General features: G+C 70.8%; 21 protein-coding genes, 1 tRNA gene, 1 pseudogene and 1 riboswitch. Of the genes and pseudogenes, 12 read left to right on the top strand and 11 right to left on the bottom strand.

Annotation, left to right across the window (positions count from 1 at the left end; genetic code table 11):
• Positions 1 to 108: 108 nt before the first annotated feature.
• The 3 genes from ACFYPJ_RS28955 to ACFYPJ_RS28945 are packed head-to-tail and all read right to left on the bottom strand — an operon-like array spanning position 109 to position 3,289.
• The gene (locus ACFYPJ_RS28955; protein WP_389023273.1) at positions 109 to 1,005 is read right to left on the bottom strand and encodes a carbohydrate ABC transporter permease; all 897 of its coding nucleotides are present in this window, start codon (positions 1,003 to 1,005) and stop codon (positions 109 to 111) included.
• Positions 1,002 to 1,979 carry a carbohydrate ABC transporter permease gene (locus tag ACFYPJ_RS28950; RefSeq protein WP_389023270.1) on the bottom strand — a complete coding sequence of 326 codons (978 nt, stop codon included), beginning with the start codon at positions 1,977 to 1,979 and terminating at the stop codon, positions 1,002 to 1,004. The genes ACFYPJ_RS28955 and ACFYPJ_RS28950 overlap by 4 nt, the downstream gene beginning before the upstream one ends.
• The gene (locus ACFYPJ_RS28945; protein ID WP_389023267.1) at positions 1,976 to 3,289 is read right to left on the bottom strand and encodes an ABC transporter substrate-binding protein; all 1,314 of its coding nucleotides are present in this window, start codon (positions 3,287 to 3,289) and stop codon (positions 1,976 to 1,978) included. Before ACFYPJ_RS28945 ends, ACFYPJ_RS28950 begins: the two co-directional genes overlap by 4 nt.
• Before the next feature lie 960 nt (positions 3,290 to 4,249).
• Between ACFYPJ_RS28945 and ACFYPJ_RS28940 the strand changes: the two genes are divergently transcribed.
• The 4 genes from ACFYPJ_RS28940 (at position 4,250) to ACFYPJ_RS28925 (ending at position 7,618) form a co-directional block, all read left to right on the top strand.
• Positions 4,250 to 5,269, top strand: coding sequence for a sugar ABC transporter substrate-binding protein (locus ACFYPJ_RS28940; RefSeq protein WP_389023264.1), 1,020 nt, complete (start codon positions 4,250 to 4,252; stop codon positions 5,267 to 5,269).
• Positions 5,269 to 6,345 (top strand): ABC transporter permease, encoded by a 1,077-nt coding sequence (locus tag ACFYPJ_RS28935; RefSeq protein WP_389023261.1) that lies wholly within the window; start codon positions 5,269 to 5,271, stop codon positions 6,343 to 6,345. The genes ACFYPJ_RS28940 and ACFYPJ_RS28935 overlap by 1 nt, the downstream gene beginning before the upstream one ends.
• Positions 6,346 to 6,349: 4 nt before the next feature.
• On the top strand, positions 6,350 to 7,261 hold the full coding sequence (locus ACFYPJ_RS28930) for an ATP-binding cassette domain-containing protein (RefSeq protein WP_389023258.1): 912 nt from the start codon (positions 6,350 to 6,352) through the stop codon (positions 7,259 to 7,261).
• 159 nt (positions 7,262 to 7,420) lie between these two features.
• On the top strand, positions 7,421 to 7,618 hold the full coding sequence (locus ACFYPJ_RS28925) for a hypothetical protein (protein WP_389023255.1): 198 nt from the start codon (positions 7,421 to 7,423) through the stop codon (positions 7,616 to 7,618).
• Between the two features lie 81 nt (positions 7,619 to 7,699).
• Here ACFYPJ_RS28925 and ACFYPJ_RS28920 read toward each other — a convergent pair whose 3' ends face one another.
• The 3 genes from ACFYPJ_RS28920 to ACFYPJ_RS28910 all read right to left on the bottom strand — a co-directional run bounded on the left by ACFYPJ_RS28920 (position 7,700) and on the right by ACFYPJ_RS28910 (position 10,775).
• Positions 7,700 to 8,704, bottom strand: coding sequence for a Gfo/Idh/MocA family oxidoreductase (locus ACFYPJ_RS28920; RefSeq protein ID WP_389023252.1), 1,005 nt, complete (start codon positions 8,702 to 8,704; stop codon positions 7,700 to 7,702).
• A 116-nt stretch (positions 8,705 to 8,820) separates the two neighbouring features.
• On the bottom strand, positions 8,821 to 9,597 hold the full coding sequence (locus tag ACFYPJ_RS28915; RefSeq protein WP_389023249.1) for an SDR family oxidoreductase: 777 nt from the start codon (positions 9,595 to 9,597) through the stop codon (positions 8,821 to 8,823).
• Positions 9,598 to 9,611: 14 nt separating this feature from the next.
• Positions 9,612 to 10,775 (bottom strand): phytanoyl-CoA dioxygenase family protein, encoded by a 1,164-nt coding sequence (locus ACFYPJ_RS28910; RefSeq protein ID WP_389023247.1) that lies wholly within the window; start codon positions 10,773 to 10,775, stop codon positions 9,612 to 9,614.
• 205 nt (positions 10,776 to 10,980) lie between these two features.
• On the opposite strand from ACFYPJ_RS28910, the gene ACFYPJ_RS28905 reads away from it, so the two are divergent.
• On the top strand, positions 10,981 to 12,012 hold the full coding sequence (locus tag ACFYPJ_RS28905) for a LacI family DNA-binding transcriptional regulator (protein WP_389023244.1): 1,032 nt from the start codon (positions 10,981 to 10,983) through the stop codon (positions 12,010 to 12,012).
• On the opposite strand, the gene ACFYPJ_RS28900 is transcribed toward ACFYPJ_RS28905, so the two are convergent.
• Positions 11,993 to 13,153, bottom strand: coding sequence for a Gfo/Idh/MocA family protein (locus ACFYPJ_RS28900; RefSeq protein WP_389023241.1), 1,161 nt, complete (start codon positions 13,151 to 13,153; stop codon positions 11,993 to 11,995). The genes ACFYPJ_RS28905 and ACFYPJ_RS28900 overlap by 20 nt on opposite strands.
• Before the next feature lie 111 nt (positions 13,154 to 13,264).
• On the opposite strand from ACFYPJ_RS28900, the gene ACFYPJ_RS28895 reads away from it, so the two are divergent.
• Both ACFYPJ_RS28895 and ACFYPJ_RS28890 read left to right on the top strand, forming a co-directional pair.
• Positions 13,265 to 14,275 (top strand): LacI family DNA-binding transcriptional regulator, encoded by a 1,011-nt coding sequence (locus ACFYPJ_RS28895; RefSeq protein WP_389023237.1) that lies wholly within the window; start codon positions 13,265 to 13,267, stop codon positions 14,273 to 14,275.
• 157 nt (positions 14,276 to 14,432) lie between these two features.
• Positions 14,433 to 14,506, top strand: a tRNA-Pro gene (locus tag ACFYPJ_RS28890).
• A 146-nt stretch (positions 14,507 to 14,652) separates the two neighbouring features.
• On the opposite strand, the pseudogene ACFYPJ_RS28885 reads toward ACFYPJ_RS28890, so the two are convergent.
• Positions 14,653 to 14,874 (bottom strand): annotated as a pseudogene (locus ACFYPJ_RS28885) (SAM-dependent methyltransferase); the annotation flags it as partial.
• Positions 14,875 to 14,956: 82 nt separating this feature from the next.
• Between ACFYPJ_RS28885 and ACFYPJ_RS28880 the strand changes: the two are divergent.
• On the top strand, positions 14,957 to 15,568 hold the full coding sequence (locus ACFYPJ_RS28880) for a TetR family transcriptional regulator (RefSeq protein ID WP_389023234.1): 612 nt from the start codon (positions 14,957 to 14,959) through the stop codon (positions 15,566 to 15,568).
• Positions 15,569 to 15,627: 59 nt separating this feature from the next.
• On the opposite strand, the gene ACFYPJ_RS28875 is transcribed toward ACFYPJ_RS28880, so the two are convergent.
• The 3 genes from ACFYPJ_RS28875 to ACFYPJ_RS28865 form a co-directional block, all read right to left on the bottom strand.
• On the bottom strand, positions 15,628 to 15,753 hold the full coding sequence (locus ACFYPJ_RS28875) for a hypothetical protein (protein WP_389023232.1): 126 nt from the start codon (positions 15,751 to 15,753) through the stop codon (positions 15,628 to 15,630).
• A complete protein-coding gene (locus tag ACFYPJ_RS28870; RefSeq protein ID WP_389023230.1) occupies positions 15,747 to 17,024 on the bottom strand; it encodes a YeeE/YedE family protein in 1,278 nt (425 codons plus the stop codon). Before ACFYPJ_RS28870 ends, ACFYPJ_RS28875 begins: the two co-directional genes overlap by 7 nt.
• Positions 17,025 to 17,531: 507 nt before the next feature.
• On the bottom strand, positions 17,532 to 18,338 hold the full coding sequence (locus tag ACFYPJ_RS28865; RefSeq protein ID WP_389023229.1) for a hypothetical protein: 807 nt from the start codon (positions 18,336 to 18,338) through the stop codon (positions 17,532 to 17,534).
• A 374-nt stretch (positions 18,339 to 18,712) separates the two neighbouring features.
• Between ACFYPJ_RS28865 and ACFYPJ_RS28860 the strand changes: the two genes are divergently transcribed.
• The 4 genes from ACFYPJ_RS28860 to ACFYPJ_RS28845 all read left to right on the top strand — a co-directional run bounded on the left by ACFYPJ_RS28860 (position 18,713) and on the right by ACFYPJ_RS28845 (position 22,585).
• The gene (locus tag ACFYPJ_RS28860) at positions 18,713 to 18,832 is read left to right on the top strand and encodes a putative leader peptide (protein ID WP_389023226.1); all 120 of its coding nucleotides are present in this window, start codon (positions 18,713 to 18,715) and stop codon (positions 18,830 to 18,832) included.
• 105 nt (positions 18,833 to 18,937) lie between these two features.
• The gene (locus tag ACFYPJ_RS28855; protein ID WP_389023224.1) at positions 18,938 to 19,822 is read left to right on the top strand and encodes a glutathione S-transferase C-terminal domain-containing protein; all 885 of its coding nucleotides are present in this window, start codon (positions 18,938 to 18,940) and stop codon (positions 19,820 to 19,822) included.
• 77 nt (positions 19,823 to 19,899) lie between these two features.
• Positions 19,900 to 20,009: riboswitch (SAM riboswitch) on the top strand.
• A gap of 358 nt (positions 20,010 to 20,367) precedes the next feature.
• Positions 20,368 to 21,348, top strand: a complete 981-nt coding sequence (locus ACFYPJ_RS28850) for an amino acid ABC transporter permease (protein ID WP_389023222.1) — start codon at positions 20,368 to 20,370, stop codon at positions 21,346 to 21,348.
• Between the two features lie 220 nt (positions 21,349 to 21,568).
• The gene (locus ACFYPJ_RS28845) at positions 21,569 to 22,585 is read left to right on the top strand and encodes a transporter substrate-binding domain-containing protein (protein ID WP_389023219.1); all 1,017 of its coding nucleotides are present in this window, start codon (positions 21,569 to 21,571) and stop codon (positions 22,583 to 22,585) included.
• The last annotated feature ends 108 nt before the right edge of the window (positions 22,586 to 22,693 follow it).

Below are 22,693 nucleotides of genomic sequence, written 5' to 3'. Positions count from 1 at the left end.
GCTTCTGACCTCAAGGCGTACCAGGGCCCGGAAACGGGAGCAGCGGGCCCGGTCGGACGGGGCCCGCTGAATCCGTGTCACCGGTCGGAGCATGCCGCTCCGTCCGGGTCAGCCCTTGTTGGAGCCCAGGGTGAGGCCGCTGACGAACTGGCGCTGGAGCAGGAAGTACACGACCAGCGTCGGGATCGCGGTGAGCAGCGCACCGGCGGCGACCAGGTTGGGGTCGGTGAAGTACTGGCCGGAGAGGTTGTTCAAGGCCGACGTGATCGGCATGTTCTCGCCGGTCGAGATCAGTACGAGTGCCCAGAAGAAGTCGTTGTAGATCCAGATCGACAGCAGGGTGGCCAGCGCGGCCATCGCCGGCTTGCACAGCGGCAGCGTGATCTGCCAGTACAGCCGCCACACCGAGGCGCCGTCGACGAGTGCGGCCTCGGTCAGCTCGTGCGGCAGCGAGCGCATGTAGTTGCTCAGCACGAACGCGCAGAACCCGGACTGGAACGCCACATGGATGAGGACCAGGCCGAGCGCCGAGTCGTACAGCTTGCCGCTGACCGTGATGCCGGGCAGGTCGACCAGGAGGTACAGCCGGTACAGGGGGGTGATGATGACCTGCTGCGGCAGCAGGTTGCCCGCGGTGAAGACCAGCAGCAGCGCCAGGTTGAGCCGGAAGTCGAAGCGGGCTACGTAGAACGCGACACAGGAGGACAGGAACAGCGTCAGCAGTACGGCCGGCACCGCGATCAGCAGCGTGTTGCCGAAGTAGTGCAGCATGTCCGACTGCTGGAACGCGTTGGTGAAGTTGTCCAGGTTCAGCTTGTCCGGCCAGGACACATAGCCCTTCTCGCTGGTCTCGCCGTACGGACGCAGGGCGGAGAAGACCGCCCACAGCAGCGGGGCGAGCCAGGCCAGCGCGGCGCCCGCGAGGAACACGTGCAGCAGGACGCGGGCCGGACGCACGGGCGTGCGCTGCCGGGCGGCGCCGGCCGCGAGGGTGGGGGCGCTCATGACCGCCGCTCCTTCCGGGTGGTGGCCACCAGATACGGGATGATCACGGCGAGCGAGATGACCAGCAGGACCACCGCGATCGCCGAACCGTAGCCGATCCGGCTCGACTCGCCGATGATGTTGTTGGTCACCAGGATCGACAGCAACTCCGTGCCCTGCGCACCCTTGTTGAAGACGAAGACCAGGTCGAATGCGCGCAGCGCCTCGATGATGGTGACGACCAGGACGATCGTGTTGGTCGGGCGCAGCGTCGGGAAGACGACGTGCCGGAACGTCTGCCATTCGCCCGCGCCGTCCAGCGACGAGGCTTCCCGCAGTGAGTGGTCGACGCCCTTCAGCCCGGCCAGGTACAGGATCATCATGTAGCCGGTGTGCCGCCAGGCCGCGGCGATCAGGACCGCCCACAGGTTCAGCTTGGGGTCGCCGATCCAGTCGATGTAGTGACCGGGTTTGTTGGCCCCGATCAGGCTGTTGATGAGCCCCGTGTCGGGGTTGTAGATGAGCTGCCAGACGAAGCCGATGCAGGCCATGGAGATGACCACGGGCAGGAAGAACGCCGTCTGGTAGACCCGGGAGAAGCGGATCTTCTTGTCCAGCTGGGTGGCGAGGAAGAGGCCGAGCGGCGTCGGGATGAGGATGAGCGCCACGAACCAGATGACGTTGTGCTCGACGGCCGGCCAGAACTGCGGGTTGTTGTTGAACAACTCCTCGAAGTTGTGCAGCCCGACCCACTTGATCGAGTCGAAGCCGATGCCGTCCCAGGTGGTGAAGGCGAGTGCGATCGAGGCGAGGGCGGTGACCCAGACGAGGGCCACGTGCAGGACCGTGGGCACGCCGGCCATCAGGCCGAGCGTGAGCCGGTCACGGCGGGTCAGCAGCCGCAGATGGCTACGGGTGGCCCGCTTGGCGTTGGATGCGGACCCCGGAGCCGGCGGGGCCGTCTCCGGGGTTTCCGTGGTCATGTCGGTGCTCATTCGGATGCGAAGATCGTCTTCTTCTGGCGCTCGATGGAGGACAGCACGGTGTCGATGCCCTTGGGGTTCTGGAGGAACTTCTGCAGCGAGGGCTGCATCACCGTGGAGGTGAAGTCCGGGCGGCTGTCGCGGTCCATGAACTGCGTGAGGCTCTTGGCGCCGCTGATCATGTCGAACGCCTTCTTCTGCAGCGCGCTGTAGGAGGAGGTGTCGGCCTTGCTGGAAGCGGCGACCACGCTGGGGTCGGTCTTGAGGTAGGTCTGCTCGGCCTCCGGAGTGCCCAGGTACTCCAGGAGCTTCAGGACACCCGCGTGGTTCTTCGGGGACTTGCTGACCATGTAGCCGTCGGTCGGCGCCTCGACGGTGTCCTGGCCGAACGAGGAGTTCATCTCCGGGAAGGCGAAGAAGTCCAGGTCGTCCAGGTCCGCCTTGTTCGTGAACTGCTGCGCCACGAAGCTGCCCAGCAGGTACATGCCGGACTTCTTCGCCACCAGCGACTGCGCGGCGTCCTGCCAGGTGCGGCCCATGAAACCGTCCTGGTGGTAGGGGAGGATCTCCGTCCAGTGGTCGAAGACAGCCCGCACCTTGGCGTCGGTCCAGGACGTCTTGCCCGCCATCAACTCGACGTGGAAGTCGTAGCCGTTGAGCCGGAAGTTGAGCTGGTCGAAGGTGCCCATGGCGGGCCACGCGTCCTTGTCGCCGAACGCGATCGGGACCAGGCCGTCCTTCTGCATCTGCTTGCACAGCGCGACGAACGCGTCCCAGGTGGTGGGAACTGTGTAACCGTGCTGCTGGAAGACGCTCTTGCGGTAGAAGACCGCCCACGGATACGACGTCATCGGCAGGAAGTAGTACTTGCCGTCCTCGCCCTTGCTGAGCTTCTTCATCGCCTCGGGGAAGTTGTCCCCGATCTTCTGCCACACGTCGTCGATCGGGGTGGCCAGCTTCTTGGCGGCGAAGAACTGCATGCGGTACCCGGCGAACCAGTTGAACACATCGTCAGGAGTGCCCTGAAGATAGGAGTTGATCTGCTCCTGGAAGGTGTTGTGGTCCTTCGTGTTCACATCGACGGTGAGGCCGGACTGCTTCTTGAAGGCCGCGTAGACCTCTTCGAACGCCTTCTTCGGCACCGCGTCCGACGCGTTGGAGCCCACGGTGACGGTCTTCGGGTCAGAAGACGTGCCGCTGCCGCCGCAGGCGCTCAGCAGGGGTATGCCGGCGCCGGCGAGTACGGCTGTACCGCCGACTCCGCGCAGCAGAGAGCGACGGCTGGGACCCTGGACGGTCAGGCCTGACGGGGAGTGACGCATGGCGGCTCCTGAAAGCAGGGGTTCGGGCAAGGGGAGAGCCAGCTCCGAAAGGTCGTCGAAACCGATCAGAAACCAACTCGACCGAACATCGTGGGCGTAATCACAGTCGTATGTACAGCCAGCGTCAATAGGTCGCGTATCTCTTGCCCGAAACGTAACCGACACGAGCGGGGCCTGCCGGGGCGCGGTCCAAGGACCATGGCCTGACCAGCACTTGGCGGCCGGCGGGGGCCGGGAGGCCCGGCGGGCGTGCGCGTGACGCCCGGCGGGGCGGGCCGTGCGGTCGTACGTTCCGCACCGCACGGCCGGGCGGTGTGGTGCCCGCGGCCCCGTCGAGCCGGGGCCGGACACCTCGGCGGCGGCGCGGCGACCGCCCGCCGTCCCCCGGATGCGGTGCGGGGAGAGCCCCGCACTCGGGTCGGATGCGTGACCCGGTGAGGATTATCCGTATTGTTATTTTATGCGGTGAGTTCGGGTGGATGGTTCTGGTTTATCTCTGGACGGGGTGTGGGTGGCGGGCGCCTGGCGGCCTGGGCGACCGTGGACGGCCGGGGCTTCGAGGCGCCCCGCGGGGATGTGAATGCTGACCGTCTTCGTCGCGGGTCGCCAAAAATGGGTCGAGTCGGAAGGTCGTGCGCGGCCGATTTGATCGGGAAAGCGGCCCATCGTGATCAGATCGTAGGGCGCGAGTGACTCGGCCACGCGAGTCGATCCTTAGGCTGTCCCTCGGACCGGGGTCGTCGCCTTTCTGGCGGGGTTCGTGCGGGCCGTGCTGTCGATGGTTTGTATTTACATTCGGACCTTGTTCTGAATTGATGTCTTGACAAAGCATTGACAGCGGCCGTTCCACGGACTTGGATCCCGTCCCAGCGCACAGCAAACGACCCGGACCGTCCCGGGCGGGGATGCGGATCTTCGCGATCCGCCCCTTTCTCGGTAGCACAGTGAGGTGCAGGAAAGATGGACCGCTCTACTCGCTCCCGCTCCGGCCGGCTGGCCCCCATGGTGGCGGTCGCCGCCGCGGCCGCACTGGCCCTCGCCGGCTGTTCGAGCAGCTCCGGCGGGAAGAAGGCCGAAGACGCGGGGACGAACGCCTCCGCGGGCAAGGCCACGACTCCCCGCATGACGGTCGCCCTGGTGACCCACCAGGCCCCGGGCGACACCTTCTGGGACATCGTGCGCAAGGGCGCCGAGGCAGCGGCCGCCAAGGACAACATCAAGCTGGTGTACTCCGCCGATCCGAATGCCGGGAACCAGGCCAACCTGGTGCAGAACGCCATTGACCAGAAGGTTGACGGCATTGCCGTCACGCTCGCCAAGCCCGACGCCATGAAGGCCGTCCTCGGCAAGGCGAAGGCCGCGGACATTCCCGTCGTCGGCCTCAATTCCGGCCTGAACGACTGGCAGAACCTGGGCCTTGTCGAATTCTTCGGCCAGGACGAGACCGTGGCCGGTGAAGCACTCGGCAAGCGGCTGAACGAAGAGGGCGCCAAGAAAGCCGTGTGCGTGATCCACGAGCAGGGCAATGTCGGCCTGACCCAGCGCTGCGACGGCGTGAAGAAGACATTCTCCGGCACCACGGAGACGCTGTACGTGAACGGCACCGACATGCCGTCCGTGAAGTCGACGGTCACCGCCAAGCTCAAGCAGGACAGCGGTATCGACTACGTCGTCGCCCTCGGCGCCCCCTACGCCCTGACCGCGGTCCAGTCGGTCGCGGACGCGGGCAGCAAGGCGAAGGTCGCCACCTTCGACCTGAACAAGGACCTGACCACGGCGGTCTCCAAGGGCACGATCCAGTTCGCGGTGGACCAACAGCCGTATCTGCAGGGCTACCTCGCCGTCGATGCCCTGTGGCTGTACAAGAACAACGGCAACTACAGCGGCGGCGGCGAGCAGCCCGTGCTGACCGGGCCGGCCTTCGTCGACAAGTCCAACGTCGACAGCGTCGCCGAGTTCGCCGCGAAGGGCACCCGGTGATGAACATGGCCCAACAGGCTGAACCGGCGGCGGGCACACCGCCGGCCTCCGGCCCCGGCGGGCGGGACGGCCGTACCGCCGAACGCTCCCTGGCGCTGCGGATCTTGGCCCGCCCCGAAGTCGGCGTCTTCCTGGGGGCGGTGGCCGTCCTCGTCTTCTTCCTGGTCGCCGCGCCCGCGGTCCGCCAGGGCGGCTCGATGGCCACCGTGCTCTACCAGTCCTCGACCATCGGCATCATGGCCCTGCCCGTGGCGCTGCTGATGATCGGCGGCGAGTTCGACCTCTCCTCGGGCGTCGCCGTGGTCTCCTCCGCCCTGACCGCGAGCATGCTCAGCTACCAACTGACCCTGAACGTCTGGGTGGGCGTGATCGTCGCCCTGGTCGTCTCCCTCGCGGTCGGCGCGTTCAACGGCTGGATGGTGGTGAGGACCGGGCTGCCCAGCTTCCTGGTCACCCTGGGCACCTTCCTGATCCTGCAAGGCGTCAACCTCGCGGTGACCAAGCTGGTCACCGGCAACGTGGCCACCGACGACATCAGCGACATGGACGGCTTCGACCAGGCGAGAAAGGTCTTCGCGTCCTCCTTCGACGTCGGCGGCGTCCAGGTGAAGATCACCGTGGTGTGGTGGCTGGTCTTCGCCGCCCTGGCCACCTGGGTGCTGCTGCGCACCAAGTACGGCAACTGGATCTTCGCCGTGGGCGGCAACAAGGACAGCGCCCGCGCGGTCGGTGTCCCGGTCAACTTCACCAAGATCACGCTGTTCATGGCCGTGGGCCTCGGTGCCTGGTTCGTCGGCATGCACCAGCTGTTCTCCTTCAACACCGTGCAGTCCGGCGAGGGCGTCGGCCAAGAGCTGATCTTCATCGCCGCGGCGGTGATCGGTGGCTGCCTGCTCACCGGCGGCTACGGTTCCGCGATCGGCCCGGTCTTCGGCGCCTTCATGTTCGGCATGGTGAACCAGGGCATCGTCTACGCCGGCTGGAACCCCGACTGGTTCAAGGCGTTCCTCGGCGTGATGCTGCTCGGCGCCGTCCTCATCAATCTGTGGGTCCAGCGCACGGCGACCCGGAGGTGACCCGATGACCAGCAACACGACCGGAACCCATGGCGCCGTCCTCCAGGACGCCGCGTCGGCCGAGCACGGGCCGCTCGTCGAACTCCGTGCCGCGGGAAAGTCCTACGGGAACATCCGCGCCCTGCACGGGGTCGACCTCAAGGTGTTCGCGAACCGGGTGACCTGCGTGCTCGGCGACAACGGTGCCGGCAAGTCCACCCTGATCAAGATCATCTCGGGCCTGCACCAGCACACCGAGGGTGACTTCCTGGTGGACGGCGAGCAGGTGCGCTTCAGCACTCCGCGCGAGGCCCTGGACAAGGGCATCGCCGCCGTCTACCAGGACCTGGCGACCGTCCCGTTGATGCCGGTGTGGCGCAACTTCTTCCTCGGCTCCGAGCTGACCAAGGGGCCATGGCCCGTCCGGCGCCTGGACATCGCCCGCATGAAGGCGACCGCCGACCAGGAACTGCGCAACATGGGCATCGTCCTGGACGACCTGGAGCAGCCCATCGGCACCCTCTCCGGCGGCCAGCGCCAGTGCGTCGCCATCGCCCGCGCCGTCCACTTCGGCGCCCGCGTGCTGATCCTGGACGAGCCGACCGCCGCCCTCGGCGTGAAGCAGTCCGGCGTGGTCCTGAAGTACATCGCGGTCGCCCGTGACCGTGGTCTCGGCGTCATCTTCATCACCCACAACCCGCACCACGCCTACCTGGTCGGCGACCACTTCAGCGTGCTGCGCCTCGGCACCCTCGAACTGAGCGCCGAACGCTCCGGGATCACCCTGGAGGAGCTGACCAACCACATGGCAGGCGGTGCGGAACTCACCGCGCTGAAACACGAGTTGGCGCAGGTCCGCGGAGTGGACGTCACGGAGCTGCCCGAGGCGGGCGACGGCACCGCGCCGGTCGCGGAGTCTCCCGACGGGGCGTCCTGACCACGGCGGACCGCGGCGGACAGCGCCGGCCGTGCCCGGTGGGCACGGCCGGCGACTGCCGGACGTCGGGTTCGCCCGGTTCGTCTCCCGGGGAACTCACCGGCCGGTGAAGACGTCAGAGAGACGAGGAGTGCACTCGCCGGCCACGGGGAGGACCGGATGACCCACACGGACACGGCACCACAGGAGCAGCGCCCGGACCCGGCGGCCGAGGCCGCCCTGCGCCGCGCCCGATTCGGCACCCTGCCGGAGCGGGTCCACCCGCGGGAGACGGTGGAGACGAAACAGGCCACGCCCCGGGACCCGGACCGCGACGCCTACCATCCCGACGACTGGCTGGTCCGCTACTGCCTGTGACATTCACCGGGACCCGTGGGCGACCGCGTGTCTTTGGCCGCCCACGGCATCGGCACCCGCCGTGCCGTCGGACTGCCCGGATCAGGCCGAGCGGATCTCCTCGATCGTCACCGGGCGGTGCTCGTGCAGCGACCGGGTGCAGGCGTCCGCGATCCAGCCGGCCTCCAGGGCGTCCTCGATCGTGCACGGGGAGGGCCGGGTGCCGGCCACGACCTCGGTGAACGCGGTCAGTTCCGCACGGTAGGCGGCGGCGAAGCGGTCCATGAAGAAGTCATGCGGGGCGCCGGCCGGGAAGGTCACCCCCGGCTCGACGGAGCGCAGCGGAAGCTTGTCCTCCAGACCGACGGCGATGGAGTCCCGGAAGCCGTGGAGTTCCATGCGGACGTCGTAACCCCGGGCGTTGTGGCGGCTGTTGGAGACGACCGCGATGGTGCCGTCGTCCAGCGTGAGGATCGCGCCGGTGGTGTCGGCGTCGCCCGCCTCCTTGATGTAGTCGGCGCCCCGGTTGCCGCCCACCGCGTACACCTCGGTCACCTCGTGGCCGGTCACCCAGCGGATGATGTCGAAGTCGTGCACGCTGCAGTCACGGAAGATTCCGCCGGAGGCGGCGACGTAGGCGGCCGGCGGCGGGGCCGGGTCCAGCGTCGTCGAGCGAACCGTGTGGAGCTTGCCCAGCTCACCGGCCTGGACCGCGGCCCGCGCGGCGACGAAACCGGCGTCGAAGCGGCGGTTGTAGCCGATCTGGACGGGTACGTCGCTGCCCGCGACGGACTTGAGCACCGCCACGCCCTCCGTCATCGTGCGGGCGACGGGCTTCTCACAGAAGACGGGGACGCCGGCCTCGACGCCGGCCCGGATCAGGTCCGGGTGAGCGTCGGTGGCCGCCGCCACGACGAGGCCGTCCACGCCGGCGGCCAGGACGGCCTCGGGCGAGTCGGCGACCTCGGCCCCGAACCGCTCCGCGGCGGTCTTGGCGGCGTCGGTGAACGGGTCCGCCACGACGAGGGACTCGACCGCGTCCAGTCCGGACAGGGTCTCGGCGTGGAAGGCGCCGATGCGGCCGAGGCCGAGGATTCCGATGCGCATGGTCGTGCAACTCCTTGGTGCTGTGCAGGGTGGTGCGGTTGGGGCTGAAGGTGCAGTTGGGCTGAGGGGGCAGTGTGGTGTCGACGGACGGTGGCCCGGACGGTTGTGCTGGGTGGCTAGTCGGCCGCGCCGAGGACGTTCTGGTCCCAGTCGATCACCGAACCGGTGACCACCCCGGAACGCTCGGACAGCAGGAACACCACGAAATCGGCGATCTCGTCGGGCCGGCCGAGCTTGCCCATCGGCAGCCGGGCCGCGCCCTGCTCGCGCCAGTCGTCCCCGGCGCCGTGGAATGCGCGTTGCGTGGCGTCCTCGCCCTCGGTGTCCGTCCAGCCGATGTTCAGGCCGTTGATCCGGATCCGGTCCCAGCGGTGGGCGTGCGCCGCGTTGCGGGTCAGCCCGACCAGCCCCGCCTTGGCGGCGACGTAGGGGGCGAGGAACGGCTGCCCGCCGTGCGCCGCGGAGGTGATGATGTTGACGATCGTCCCGGGCGCCCCGCGTGCCACCATGTCGGCGACCGCCGCCTGCATGGCGAAGAACGGCGCCTTGAGATTGATCGCGACGTGCGCGTCGAACAGCTCGGGAGTGGTGTCCAGCAGGGTGCCGCGCGCGGTGAGTCCCGCCGAGTTCACCAGGCAGTCGATCCGGCCGTGGGCGGCGGTCACCTCCGCCACGGCCGCCTTGGCCTGTCCGGCGTCGGCGAGGTCGGCGCGCAGATAGCGCGCCCTGCCGCCGGCCGCGGACAGCTCGGCCACCAGCGCCTCGCCCGGCTCGGGGCGCCGCCCGGTCACGGTGACGGCCGCGCCCTCGCGGACCGCGGCCCGCGCGATCGAGGCGCCCAGGCCCTGGCTGCCGCCGTTGACGAGGACGACCTTGTCGTCGAGGAGTCCCATGGATCACTGTCCTTTCAGCCGGCACGCCGCTCGGCGCCGGACCGCAGTTCGTCCCGCAGCGCCCGTGGGGTCCACTCCTCGCGGACCGCCCGCCGTACGACGTCCGCCTGGCTGGGCGGGGCCAGGCCGTCGAGCGGCGGATCGTTGTCCAGGTCGGTGGGGAACGGATAGCCGTCGGCGCTCGCGGCGATCACATGCTCCAGCCACTCCTCGCCCGCGCCCTCGGCGCGGCGCTTCAGCAACACCGGGAAGACCGCGTTCACCACGGCCTGCCGGTCCACCGTCTCCATCGCCCGCCCGAACGCCGACGACACCTGGAGGAGGTTGGCCATCCGGCGGATGTCCGCGGAGCGGTTCGAACCGGCGGCGTGGAAGACCGCGGGGTTGAAGAAGACCGCGTCGCCCTTGGCGAGCGGCAGCTGTACGTGGTGCTCCTCGAAGTACGCCCGGAACTCTGGCAGCCGCCAGGCCAGGTATCCGGGCTCGTACTGCTGCGAGTACGGCAGATAGAGCGTCGGCCCCGACTCGGCCGGCATGTCGCGGTGGGCGACCGCGCCCTGGAGCGTGAGGGCGGGGGAGAGGCGGTGCACATGCGCCGGATAGGCGGCGGCCTCGTTGCCGAGGAAGCCGAGGTGGTAGTCGCGGTGCGGGGACTGGGCCGCCCCACCCGGGTTGACCACGTTGACCTGCGAAGTGACCTGGTAGCCGGGGCCGAGCCAGGCCGTCGAGGCCAGGGCCAGGATGTCGTTGGCGTAGTAGTCGGCGAACGCCTCCGGGTCGTACAGGGCCGCCTTCTCCAGCGCGTTCCACACCCGGTCGTTCGCACCCGGCCGGGCGAAGTGGTCGCCGGCCGTCAGCCCCTCGGCCCGCTGCTCCGCGATCAGCGCGTCGAACACCTCGGTCGCCCGGTCGACGACCGAGTGGTCGGGGAAGGCATGCCGGAAGACCACGACACCGGGGCCGTCGGACAGCGCGCGGGCCAGTTCCGCCGCGACCGCGCGCCGGTCGCCGGCCCCCCGCAGCCGTGCGCTGTCGTAGACGAGGACGTTCCGCTCGACCGAGGAGGCGTACGGGTAGTCGGCCAGCGGCGTGGACCGGCCGACCAGGGCCTGGAGGGCGGCGAGATCGCAGTCCGCTTCGGACAGCCAGGCACGGCCCTGCGCGGTGGCGAAAGACATCGGTGTCCTTCTTTCGGTCACGGAGTGACGTGCGTGCGGTCATAGGGGGTGACGTGCGTGCGGTCGGGGAAGGGGTGTGCCGTCGGTCAGGGGGGTGCATTCGGGCACGGGGGTGACGCGATGCCATTCTTGTCAGTACAAACCCGTCGAACAACCAGCAGCAACCCATCAAAAACCCCTCAAGGAATTCAGGAGTCCGTTTCCCGTGGGCCATCCCTTCCCCCTTCGTGAGATCGCACGTCAGGCAGGTGTGAGCGAGGCCACCGTGGACCGTGTGCTGAACGGCCGGGGAGGGGTGCGGGACAACACCGCGCAGGAGGTGCACCGGGCCATCGCCGACCTGGACCGGCAGCGCACCCAGGTGCGGCTCGTCGGGCGGACCTTCATGGTCGACATCGTGATGCAGGCACCCGAGCGGTTCACCACCGCCGTGCGCGCCGCCCTGGAGGCCGAGCTGCCGTCGCTGCATCCGGCCGTGCTGCGCTCCCGCTTCCACTTCCGGGAAACCGGCCCGGCCGCCGAGCAGGTCGCCACGCTGGACCGGATAGCACGGCGCGGCTCGCAGGGCGTGATCCTGAAGGCGCCCGACGTCCCCGAGGTGACCGCGGCCGTCGGCAGGCTGACCGCCGCGGGCATTCCGGTGGTCACACTGGTGACCGACCTGCCCGCCAGCGGCCGGCTCGGCTACGTCGGCATCGACAACCGGGCGGCCGGCGCCACGGCCGCCTATCTCACCGGCCAGTGGCTCGGTGACCGGCCCGGCAATGTGCTGACCAGTCTGAGCAGCGGCTTCTTCCGCAACGAGGAGGAGCGCGAGATGGGATTCCGCGCCACCATGCGGGCCCTGCACCCGGAGCGCACGCTCGTCGAGATCGCCGAGGGCCAGGGCCTGGACGCCACGCAGTACGACCTGGTGCGGGCCGCCCTGGAACGCGACCCGGAGATCCGCGCGGTCTACTCGATCGGCGGCGGCAACATCGCCACCCTGCGGGCCTTCGCGGACCTGGGCCGGGAGTGCGCGGTCTTCGTCGCGCACGACCTCGACCACGACAACACCCGGCTGCTGCGTGAGCACAGGCTGTCCGCGGTGCTCCACCACGACCTGCGGCACGATCTGCGTGAAGCCTGTCACCTGGTGATGCGCGCGCACGGCGCGCTGCCGCCCGCGGGGCCCACCCTGCCGTCGGCGATCCAGGTGGTCACCCCGTACAACCTGCCTACGACGCCGGCAGGTTGACCCAGGACCCGGTCGCCGCGGACCGTTCCATCGCGTCCAGCGCGGCGGCGCTGCGCACCGCGTCCGCGAGAGTGGTGCCGTACGGGGTGCCCTCGGCGATCGAACGCAGGAACCGGGACGCCTCGACCACCTTGAGGTCGTCGTACCCCATGGCGTTGGCCGCCCCCGGCTGGAAGGCGCCGAACTCGCCCTGGCCGGGGCCGACGTACACCGTGCTGACCGGTTGATCCTGATATGTGGAGCCTTGGCTGATCGCCAGCTCGTTCATCCGGCGGAAGTCCCAGAACACCGCGCCCTTGGTGCCGTGCACCTCGAACCCGTAGTTGTTCTGCTCGCCGACCGAGACCCGGCATGCCTCCAGGACGCCGCGGGCGCCGGAGGCGAAGCGCAGCAGACAGCTGACGTAGTCCTCGTTCTCCACCGGGCCAGGTGCGCCGCCCGAGGCGAGCGCGTGTCCCGCGGTGGCCCCCGTGGGACGGGCCCGCTCCGGGATGAAGACCGCGGTGTCGGCGGTCAGCGACGCGATGTCGCCGAGCAGGAAGCGGGCCAGGTCGGCGCCGTGCGAGGCGAGGTCGCCGAGGACCCCGCTGCCGCCGCGCGCACGCTCGTAGCGCCAGGTCAGAGCGCCGTCCGGATGCGCCGCGTAGTCGCTGAACAGACGGATGCGGACATGGGTGACCGTGCCGATCCCGCCCGAGGCGATCAGCTCGCGGGCGCTCTCGACGGCCGGCGCGTTGCGGTAGTTGAAGCCGACGGTGCCCTGCACCCCGGCCCTGGCGACGGCATCGGCCACCGCCCGCGCGTCCTCGGCGGTCAGGCCCACCGGCTTCTCGATCCAGAGGTGTTTGCCCGCCTCGGCCATCGCGACGCCGATCTCCCGGTGCAGGAAGTTCGGCGCGGTGACACTGACCGCCTGCACGCGGGGGTCCGCCGCCACCTCGCGCCAGTCCCGGGCCGCCGAGACGAACCCGAACTGCGCGGCGGCCTCCTCGGCGCGACCCGGCGCCTCGTCGGCGACGGTGATCAGCCGGGGCCGCAGGGCGAGCTGCGGATAGTGGTGCGGGAGACGGGCGTACGCCTGGGTGTGCACCCGGCCCATCCAGCCGAACCCGACGACGGCGACACCGAGCGCATCCACCATGACAGCCCCTCTTTGGACCGGTCCATACCCTGTCCAGGTCACCCTGAGAGGCGGACAAACCTGGTGTCAAGCCCTTTGACAACCGTCCCGGCGCATGGAACGGTCCAGGGCATGAGGCCGCCGACCATCCGCGACGTCGCCGAGCGGGCCCAAGTCTCCAAGTCGCTCGTCTCCCTGGTGCTGCGTGGCTCCGGCCAGGTGCGCCCCGAGAAGCGCGAGGCCGTACTCAGGGCCGTGCGCGAACTCGGCTACCGGCCGAACGCCGCCGCGCGCAGCCTCAGCGAGCAGCGCTCGCGCACCGTCGGCGTGCTCCTCAACGACCTGCGCAACCCTTGGTTCGTCGACCTGCTCGACGGCCTGAACTCCCTGCTGCACGCGGGCGGCCTGCACATGCTGCTCGCCGATGCCCGGCTGAGCCGCCGCACCGGCGGCCGGCTCACCGGCCCCTTCCTGGACCTCGGGGTCGACGGCCTGGTGGTGGTCGGCACCCTGCCCGATCCGGCGGTGCTCGACGCCGTGGCGGAGCGCCTCCCGGTGGTCGTCGCGGGCGCCCGGGAGCCGGCCCCGCCGGGCGTGGACCTGGTGGCCGGTGACGACGAGACGGGCGCGCGCCTCGCCACCGAACACCTCGTCCGGCTCGGCCACCGGCGCATCGCCCACATCGCGGGCTACGGAGCCGTCGGCGACCTGCGGCGGCGCAGCTTCGAGGCCACGATGCGCGCGCACGGGCTCGCGGACGGCGCGCTCGTCGCCCTCGGCGACATGACCGAGGAGGGCGGCTACCGCACCGCCGTGCGGCTGCTCAGCCGTCCCGGCCGGCCCACCGCCGTCTTCGCGGTCAACGACATCACCTCTGTCGGCGTGCTGTCGGCGGCCGCCGAACTGGGCCTCGCAGTGCCCGGGGACCTCTCGGTGACCGGGTACGACAACACCAGCATCGCCCGGCTGCGGCACGTCTGGCTCACCACCGTCGACCCGGCACCGCACGAGGTCGGACACCGGGCCGCCCGCTTCCTCCTCGACCGCTTCGAGCGGCCCGGAGGCGTCGGCCGGGTGCACCTGGCCACACCGGCGCTGGAGATCAGGGGCACCACGGCGGCGCCCCCCGACCGCACAGGCTGATCCCGCGCCCGGCGCACGGTGTCTCGCGGGCGTCCCCGTCGTACGGGTCGCCCGCTGGCGGAACGGCCTCGTCGCGGCGCGACCGGCATCGGCACCTGTCCCCGTGCGGTAGGGTTTACCTGCGAGATCACGCCGAACGCAGCGCGTGGCATCGCACCGGGACGTGGCGCAGCTTGGTAGCGCACTTGACTGGGGGTCAAGGGGTCGCAGGTTCAAATCCTGTCGTCCCGACTTGCACACGGCAGGTCGAAGGCCGTATCGGGGCTCACCGGTACGGCCTTTCGGTTGTTCCGGCACCGGCCGGGGCCGGTGACTCAGGGCGTTGTGGCGCGTGCGGCGGTCACCGCCAGGGTGGTGTTGTTCATAGTGAACCGTCCGCAGCCGGCGGCCTGGAACGGGCGGGCCGCGATGCCGGTGCCGCAGCCGGCGTCGAGCACGTCGGGACCCGGGCTCGCGGCGACGATCCGCGCCACCAGGGCGTCGGGGTAGCCGGGCCGGGCCCGGTCGTAGCGCTGCGCGTCCGTGCCGAACGACTCGGCGAGCTGCCGGGCCTGGTGCGGTGGTGCGTGGGTGGGCGCGGAGGGGTCTCGCGGTAGAATGGGCGGGCGCCCACCTTAGTGGGCGCCCGCCCACTAAGTACGTGGTCGCCAGCGGACCGACGTACGAGAGGAGCTGTGAACAGTGCCGACTGGGGTGCACCTGCGCGACGCGCGGCAGCAACTGTTCGACGCCGCCGAACGCGTGCTGCTGCGGGACGGGCCGAACGGGCTGACCAGCCGGGCCGTCACCGACGAGGCGGGCTGCGCCAAGGGCGTGCTGCACCGGCACTTCGCCGACTTCGACGCCTTCCTCGCCGACCTCGTGCTCGACCGCGCCGCACAGCTCGAAGCCCAGGCGGGTGCGCTGCGCGAGTCCGCCGGCACCGGGACGGTGGCAGGCAACCTCACCAGCGCGCTGACCACCCTGTTCGGGCCGGTTCCGGTGGCGATCATCCCGCTCATCACCTTCCGGGACGAGCTGCGGGCACGGCTGCGCCTGGCCAGGCCCGGAGGGGGCATCGCGATCCTCGCCCAGGCCACGACTGCCGTCTCCGCCTATCTTGCCGACGAGCGCGACCGGGGCCGCATCGCCGCCGACACCGACGTCGACTCGCTCACCCTGTCCCTGGTCGGCGGCGGGCATCTCCTGTTCGCGGACCGCGACCCCGGGCCGCCGTCCGCCGAGGCCGTCGACAGGTTCGTGACCGCGGTGGTCGCCGACGCCGTGCGACGACGATCGGCCGAGGGCACCTGAGGGGCGACGAACCCGCCGAGGCAGCGGCCGGACCGGGATCCGCGGCGCGGCCGGGTCTCTCAAGTGCGCTGCCGCGAAGCGCTGTTGACGTCGATGGCGGTACCGCGGGCGAACACCGCCTCCGGGAAGGCGACCTCCTGCCGGGAGACCGTCCGCGGCTGGGGGTCTCCCGGCGTGCTCAGCACACGCCGTCGGTCGGCTTCGGATTGGTGAGCCCGAACAGCGGCCGCAGCTTCAACCCGACCCAGGTGCCCATGAGGGCGGTGGCCGCCCAGAGCCAGCCGTGCAGACTGCCGGAGGCGATGCCGTCCAGATAGGCGCCGATGTTGCAGCCGTACGCCATGCGCGAGCCGTAGCCCATGATGACGCCGCCGAGCACGGCGCCGGTCGCCAGCCGGAGCGGGATGCGCCGGTGCAGGGTGAACGCCCCGGCCGCCGCCGACGCGACGAGCGCGCCCACCATGATGCCGATGTCGGTGAGCGAGGTGGTGTTGGCGAGGACGGAACCGTGCAGCGTCGCCGCGCTGGGCCCCGACCAGAACGTCCAGCCGGACGGGTCGCCGCCGAGCGCGCCCCAGATCTTCGAGCCCCACAGTGCGAAGGCGGAGGTGATGCCCCACGCGGAACCGGAGGTCAGCAGCACCAGCGCGTTCAGGCCCGCGAGGACCAGCGCGCCGACCCACAGCGGCCAACTGCCCCGCACGATCCGGGCGAAGCCGCGGGCGGCGGGCACCGATGCCACCGGCGGAGGGGTGCGGCGGCGCTCCACCCAGTAGGTGCCCGCGACGATGAGCGCCAGGACGGCCAGCGTCACCGCGAGTCCACCGCCGTAGCCGAGGCTGGTGTTCAGCGACAGGTTCCCGAGCGAGGGCAGCGCCGTCCAGAGCCCCGAGGTGGCGGCAGCGGTCGTACCGCCGGCGACGAACCCGAGCAGCGTCAGCACGATGGCGCTCTGGCCGCTGCCGACCGCGAAGAGAGTGCCGGAGGCGCACGCCCCGCCCAACTGCATTCCGATGCCGAACAGGAACGCGCCGATCGCCACGCTCAGACCGAACGGGGCGACGGACGCGGTCGCGTGGACCCCTCCGAAGCCCGCCCCGGCCGCCAGGATGGGGGCGAACAGGATGCTCGCCGTGCCGAGCAGCAGCGCGTGGGCCCGCAGCGCCCGGCCCTGGCCGACGGCGACCAACTGCCGCCAGGCGGAGGTGAACCCGAACCGGGAGTGGAACAGGCCGACGCCGAGGGCGAGACCGAGGGCGAAGAGGGCCAGTTCACGCGGGCCCTGGCCGAGCCAGACCCACAGGGCGAGGCCGACGGCGAGAACACCGCCCACCGCGAGCACGGCCGGCTGCGGGGGATCGGCGGGTGCCGGGGGAGGGGCGGTGGGAACGGAAGTACGGCGCAGCCATTGCCTGCGCTGTGCGGGTATCGGGGCGGTGGTCGCGGGTGTGGTCATGGCGGCAGGGAACTCCGTCAGGGCAGAACGGTCCGGGCTCGCGCGGCGGTCGCCGATGCGGCCGTGCGGCGGGCGCACGGGTGTCACGGAGACGCGGTGGGAAGCAGCCGGACCGTGGGGCGGGGTGCGGGCCGACGTCATCGATCGGGGGAGGACCGGCGGCAGCACAAGGGCAGTGACGAGCGCATACCCATCAGGGCATACGAGGATGTACGGGACTTACAGTCCGTCGTCGACGGCGCCCAGTGAGGCGGCCAACAGGCACCTCACGATGGCAGGCTCGCGATAACCTGCGGTCGTCTGCATGACGGGCGCAACCCGGGTGTGCATCGCGGTTATTCCGAGCCCTCGGTCATTTGACGGTCTCTTGCGAGATCTTTGCGTTCTCCTGGTCGGATTCTCGGACGGAATTCTGGCGTGGAATCTCTTGGCGGCGGGACGTCAGCAGCCACGCCTCAGCCGGAGGGTCAGACCCACCCACAGTGTCACCACGTCACATCCTCACTGTCAGTCGAGCAGGCTGGGGTTCGCCGTCGGGGTCCTCCCGGCGAGGACGTCCGTCAGCCGCCGCGCCCCCTCCCGTACGGCCGTCTCGGTGGTCTTGTGCCGGGCACCGACGGGGCCGCCGTTGGTGACGGCTGCCCCGGACGCACCCACCCGCAGCGCCGCGACGTCCAGGGTGAGGGTGGTCGGCTGCCCGCCGGCGGTGCCCCGCACCGTCACGGTGACCCCTTCCCGGGCGTCGACCACGGCGGGCAGACCGGCGGCCACCACCTGGACGGTCCGCTCGCTGCCGTCGGAGCCGGTCGCGGTGAACTGGTCGCACTTCTTCGGCAGGCTGCCCAGCCAGTCGAGGGTCTTCGTCAGCGAGTCCCGGCCGTAGTCGCCGACCTGGTACAGCAGTCGGGAGTGCGGATCGGTGAAGCCGGTGAGTGCCGAGCCGCCGGACGCGCGGCCCAGCAGGCTGTCGGAGTACAGGCTGTCGAGGAGCCGCTGGCATTCGGCGGCGCTGGTCTTCGCCTTGAGGAACGCGGCGACATCGACCTTGTCGACCAGCAGCGTGGTGCGCCAGGAGGCCGCGTCGTTGGCCTGCGTCCAGTGGCCTTCGAGGTCGGCGGTGGTGATCAGCGCGGCCTTCGCGCCCGCCCTGGTCAGCGCCGGGGTGGCGGACGGGCTCGGGGACCGTTCCGCGGCGGGCGAGACGGACACGGTGTCGGAGGCCCCGTCGTCGTTCGCGCAGGCGGCCGCGGTCAGCAGTGACCCCGCGGCCAGGACCGGGGCGAGGACACGCACAGGACGGGACGGACGGTTCATCGCGACTGCCTCCTCGGAACGCGGTACGTCCCCCCACGCCACCACCCCGCACGACGGCCGACCAGCACAGCCGGGCCGTTCGGGTGAAGCGGGGGGAAGGGGGGTGGGGCCAAGAGGATGACGGCGCATCGGCGGTGGCAGGGGCGGCGGTCGGCGTCGGCGGGCGGTGGTGGCGGCGGTCCGCGCCGTGTGGGCGCTGGTGGCGGTGGCGGCCGTCCGCGCCGGGCGGGCGTCGGCTCGTAGCGGGTCCCCGTCGGCGGGAAACCGTTCCCCCGGGCGCAACGGCCGGTGTCCGGGCGGCGGACGCCCCCTTGACGCCGTGCGGAGGCCGATCGACACTCCAGAAGGGAATCCTAGTGAAAAGGTAGGGAAGGATGACGCACCGTGGGACGAGCACCGGCCGCAGCGGCCGCGCGCCCTCGCTCCCGCTGCTGACGTCCCGCCGTCACATCGACCTGCAGCGCGTCTGCAGTGCGATCGGCCGTCCGGCCTGACCGCTCCCTACCGCCCCGGCCCGACAGAGGCCCCCTCACATCCATCGACCGATGACGCTTCGCCGCGGTACGACCGCGCGCCCGCACCCGGGGAGACACATGTCCGTGTCCAGCACGCCACTCGCCGCCGTCCCGTCCGCCCAGCGGCCGGCCCGCTTCCGGGGCAGGATCGGCCGGGACGCCCACAGCGGCCACTACGCCGTGCCGCGCCGCTACCGGCTGCACCTCACCACCGCCTGCCCGGACGGCCTGCGGATCGCGGTGGGGCACGGCCTCCTCGCCCTGGACGACATCTGTCCCATCACCTTCCTCGCCGCCGTCCCCGACTGTCCCGGCGGCGGCCACTCGGCGCTGCGCCCCTTGTACGAGGCCGGCGCGCACCGCTACACCGGGCCGGCCCTCGCGCCGGTGCTCAGCGACGACTGGTCCGGGCGGATCGTCAGCAGCCACGCCTCCGACATCCTGCGCGACCTCGACCGCTGCTTCGGCGACGGGCGTGCCCGGCTCTACCCGAGCGGCGCCGAGACCGAGATCCAGGAAGTGGAACGGCTGTGCGCGCAGGGCATCGAGGCGGCTGCACAGCGTGCGGGCCGGGCCGGCGCCGCCCCGGCCGAACGGGCCACCGCGCTCAACGTCCTGACCGACACCCTGGACTGCCTGGAACGGCGCCTGACCGGGCGGGAGTTCCTGGTCGGCGACGAACTCACCGCCGCCGACGTCGAGTTGTGGGTCGCCCTCGTCCAACTCGACACCGTGCACCGCCACCACCTCGACGCCGCCGCGGTGCACCGGGTGGCCGGCCACCCGGCGCTGTGGGCGCACGCCCGGCGCCTGGCCGCCCGGCCGGCCTTCGGCGCCCACCTCGACCTGGACGGCATCGCCCGCCGTCACCACGCCCGTTGCGCGGGTCTCGAAGCAGCCGGCTCGGCCGTCCAGATCCTGGACTGGGCGCACCACACGGCCGTCGCTCCCGGCTCCCGGCCCAGGTGAGCGGGGAGGCGGCCGGTCCAGCCCGCGGACGGGCGTTGACATGGGCCGGGCGGGCTGGCTTACTTACCGCTCAGAACGGTCATGAGCGTCAGCGACAAGCCCTGGCTTGCTGACCGGCAACCCGCGCACCGCGGTGGGGTGCCCCAGGTGAGGACCGGACCGAATGGTGTTTCGGTAACCGCGAGGGCCCGCAGCGGCCGGAAAAGCGAGTGACGGACATGTACACAGCTCCCCGGACGGCCCCCGGCCGCCCCCAGAGCTGCGTACACCCGTACGCCGGGTTGCTCGTCGCCGACCGCACGATCGATCTGCTCCGCGTGAACAGCGCACTGTGTACCGCGCCGGGCCGCGCCCGCTGCCGGGGCTGACAGCACTTCCAGCCCCCGCGTTCCCCGCCCACACCCATCCCATGGTGTGCCCCCGTCTGTCCGCCCAGCTCCCGGTTCCCGTGCCGTTCCGTGTGCCGCGCCGCGCCGTAGCGCCGTCGCCGTGGCCATGCTGATCCGGCACGGCCACCGGGGCGTCCGAATCCGCCGGAGCCCGTCATGTCCGAACCCCCGGGCGGCGCCGTGTACGTCACCGCGCCGCCGTCGGCCGACACACCGTCAAAAGCCCTGCCCGTGCGGCGAGTCGTGCCGCTGCGCAGGCCCGGACGGTGGATCGCCTCGGCCGTCGTGCTGGTGCTCGTGGCGCAGGCCGCGCACGGACTGGCCACGAATCCCTTCTACCAGTGGGACCGCTTCCACTACTGGTTCCTGCGGCCCACCATCCTCGACGGGCTCCTCATCACCCTCGAAGTCACCGCGTTCAGCGCCGTGCTGGGCCTGCTCGGCGGCGTCCTGCTGGCGCTCGGCAGGCTCTCCGGCAGCCCTGTGCTGCGCGCCGTCAGCTGGACGTACACCTGGCTGTTCAGGTCCGTGCCGCTGATCGTCGTACTGATCTTCCTCTACAACTTCTCGGCCCTGTACCGGACGGTGAGCCTCGGAATCCCCTTCGGGCCCTCCTTCGTCAGCTTCGACGAGTCGAAGCTGGCCACCGACATGGTGGTGGCCGTGGTCGGCCTCAGCCTCAACGAGGCGGCGTACGCGGCGGAGGTGGTCCGCGGCGGCGTCCTCTCCGTCGACCAGGGCCAGCACGAGGCCGCTGCCGCGCTCGGCCTGCCGAAGGGCCGCCAGTTCACCCGGATCGTGTTCCCGCAGGCCCTCAGGTCCATCACGCCGAACTACGTCAACCAGCTCATCGGCCTGGTCAAGAGCACGTCCCTGGTGTTCTACGTGTCGCTGCTCGACTTGTTCGGCTCGGTCCAGACCATGGGCAGCACCTACCCCGGCGACATCGTGCCGCTGTTGCTGGTCGCCACCGTCTGGTACCTGGTCCTCACCAGCGCGGTGTCCGTCGTCCAGTTCTACGTCGAGCGGTACTACGCCCGGGGCGCCACCCGCACGCTGCCGCCGACCCCGCTGCAACGGGCCCGCTCCGGGCTCACCGCGCTGCGCGCCCGACTGCGCCGGGAGGCCGCCGTATGACCGCCGCCCCGTTCGCCGCCGGGCCCGCCGCCGCGCCCGTCGAGCAGGCCCCCGTCGCGCCGGAGGTGCACACCGTGCCCAAGGTCCTGTGACCGCCGCCGGCACCACCCTCGTACCGCCGGCACCACCCCGGGTCCGCACCGCTTGCGCGCCCTTCACCCGTCCTGCTCACCCTCTCTCCTCCACACAGCGACCCCGCACCCAGTGACGAAGGACAGCCATGCCCACTCAGCTCTCCCGACGCGGCTTGATACGCGGCGTCACCGCGGCGGCGGCCGCCGCCACCCTCGCCCCGGTCCTCGCCGCCTGCGGTGGTGACAGCGAGGCTGCCACCACCGACCCCGCGGGCTCGGTCACCGTGGGTCTGCTGTCCAACGGCGCGGCCAGGGAGACCACCGTGCAGGTCTCCGAGGTGAGGTCCGTCAGCGCGAAACTGCCCGCCGCCCTCAGCCGGGGCGGCAAGCTGGTGATCGCGTCCGGCACCCTGCCCTCCGGGTCCGCGCCGCTCGGTTATGTGGGCAGCGACCAGAAGACGCTCACCGGTTGCGAGGTCGACCTCGCCCGGCTGGTGGCCGCCGTCCTCGGCCTCGAACCCGAGTTCCGGCAGGCGACGTGGGAGAACATGTTCATCGCCATCGACAGCGGCAAGTCCGATGTCGGCTTCTCCAACATCACCGTCACCGAGGAGCGCAAGAAGAAGTACGAGTTCGCCTCCTACCGCAAGGACGACCTCGCCTTCGAGGTGCGCAAGGACAGTTCCTGGAACTTCGACGGCGACTACGGGAACCTCGCCGGCAGGACGGTCTCCGTCGGCAGCGGCACCAACCAGGAGAAGATCCTTCTGGAGTGGAAGTCGAAGCTGGCGAAGGAGGGCAAGAACCTCACCGTCAAGCACTACCAGGACAACAACAGCCTCTACCTGGCGCTGAGCAGCGGCAAGATCGACGTGTACCTCGGCCCCAGCCCGGCTCTCTCCTACCACGCGGCGAAAACCGCAGGCACTCCCCAGGCGACCCGTGTCGCGGGCCGGTTCTCCGGGGCCGGTACGACGCTTCAGGGCCTGATCGCGGCGACCGCGAAGAGGGGCAGCGGCCTCGCCCAGCCCCTGGCCGACGCCATCAACCACCTGATCGACAACGGCCAGTACGCCCAGTGGCTCGCCGCCTGGAACCTCTCCGGCGAGGCCGTCGACAGGTCCGAGACCGACCCGCCGGGCCTGCCGCTGGACAACTCCTGACACCGCGTCATGCAGGTCCGGTCACCCGTCCGTCGGGCGAGGAAGGACTTCGTCACCATGCCTCCTTGCACAGGCGGTGCCCCGGCGCCCCCTCACACCGACCCCCGC

The sequence above is a fragment of the Streptomyces sp. NPDC006012 genome (assembly GCF_042871185.1).
Classification (GTDB): Bacteria; Actinomycetota; Actinomycetes; order Streptomycetales; family Streptomycetaceae; genus Streptomyces.
This window is presented reverse-complemented; position numbering and strand designations above follow the sequence as displayed.

Bases quoted from the DNA above. Each gene is read 5' to 3' on its own strand.
- ACFYPJ_RS28860 (WP_389023226.1), top strand. From the start codon at position 18,713: ATGACGCACCGTGGGACGAGCACCGGCCGCAGCGGCCGCGCGCCCTCG.
- ACFYPJ_RS28925 (WP_389023255.1), top strand. From the start codon at position 7,421: ATGACCCACACGGACACGGCACCACAGGAGCAGCGCCCGGACCCGGCG.
- ACFYPJ_RS28845 (WP_389023219.1), top strand. From the start codon at position 21,569: ATGCCCACTCAGCTCTCCCGACGCGGCTTGATACGCGGCGTCACCGCG.
- ACFYPJ_RS28900 (WP_389023241.1), bottom strand. From the start codon at position 13,153: ATGGTGGATGCGCTCGGTGTCGCCGTCGTCGGGTTCGGCTGGATGGGC.
- ACFYPJ_RS28865 (WP_389023229.1), bottom strand. From the start codon at position 18,338: ATGAACCGTCCGTCCCGTCCTGTGCGTGTCCTCGCCCCGGTCCTGGCC.
- ACFYPJ_RS28850 (WP_389023222.1), top strand. From the start codon at position 20,368: ATGTCCGAACCCCCGGGCGGCGCCGTGTACGTCACCGCGCCGCCGTCG.
- ACFYPJ_RS28910 (WP_389023247.1), bottom strand. From the start codon at position 10,775: ATGTCTTTCGCCACCGCGCAGGGCCGTGCCTGGCTGTCCGAAGCGGAC.
- ACFYPJ_RS28950 (WP_389023270.1), bottom strand. From the start codon at position 1,979: ATGAGCACCGACATGACCACGGAAACCCCGGAGACGGCCCCGCCGGCT.
- ACFYPJ_RS28945 (WP_389023267.1), bottom strand. From the start codon at position 3,289: ATGCGTCACTCCCCGTCAGGCCTGACCGTCCAGGGTCCCAGCCGTCGC.
- ACFYPJ_RS28920 (WP_389023252.1), bottom strand. From the start codon at position 8,704: ATGCGCATCGGAATCCTCGGCCTCGGCCGCATCGGCGCCTTCCACGCC.
- ACFYPJ_RS28935 (WP_389023261.1), top strand. From the start codon at position 5,269: ATGAACATGGCCCAACAGGCTGAACCGGCGGCGGGCACACCGCCGGCC.
- ACFYPJ_RS28930 (WP_389023258.1), top strand. From the start codon at position 6,350: ATGACCAGCAACACGACCGGAACCCATGGCGCCGTCCTCCAGGACGCC.
- ACFYPJ_RS28940 (WP_389023264.1), top strand. From the start codon at position 4,250: ATGGACCGCTCTACTCGCTCCCGCTCCGGCCGGCTGGCCCCCATGGTG.
- ACFYPJ_RS28870 (WP_389023230.1), bottom strand. From the start codon at position 17,024: ATGACCACACCCGCGACCACCGCCCCGATACCCGCACAGCGCAGGCAA.
- ACFYPJ_RS28955 (WP_389023273.1), bottom strand. From the start codon at position 1,005: ATGAGCGCCCCCACCCTCGCGGCCGGCGCCGCCCGGCAGCGCACGCCC.
- ACFYPJ_RS28895 (WP_389023237.1), top strand. From the start codon at position 13,265: ATGAGGCCGCCGACCATCCGCGACGTCGCCGAGCGGGCCCAAGTCTCC.
- ACFYPJ_RS28915 (WP_389023249.1), bottom strand. From the start codon at position 9,597: ATGGGACTCCTCGACGACAAGGTCGTCCTCGTCAACGGCGGCAGCCAG.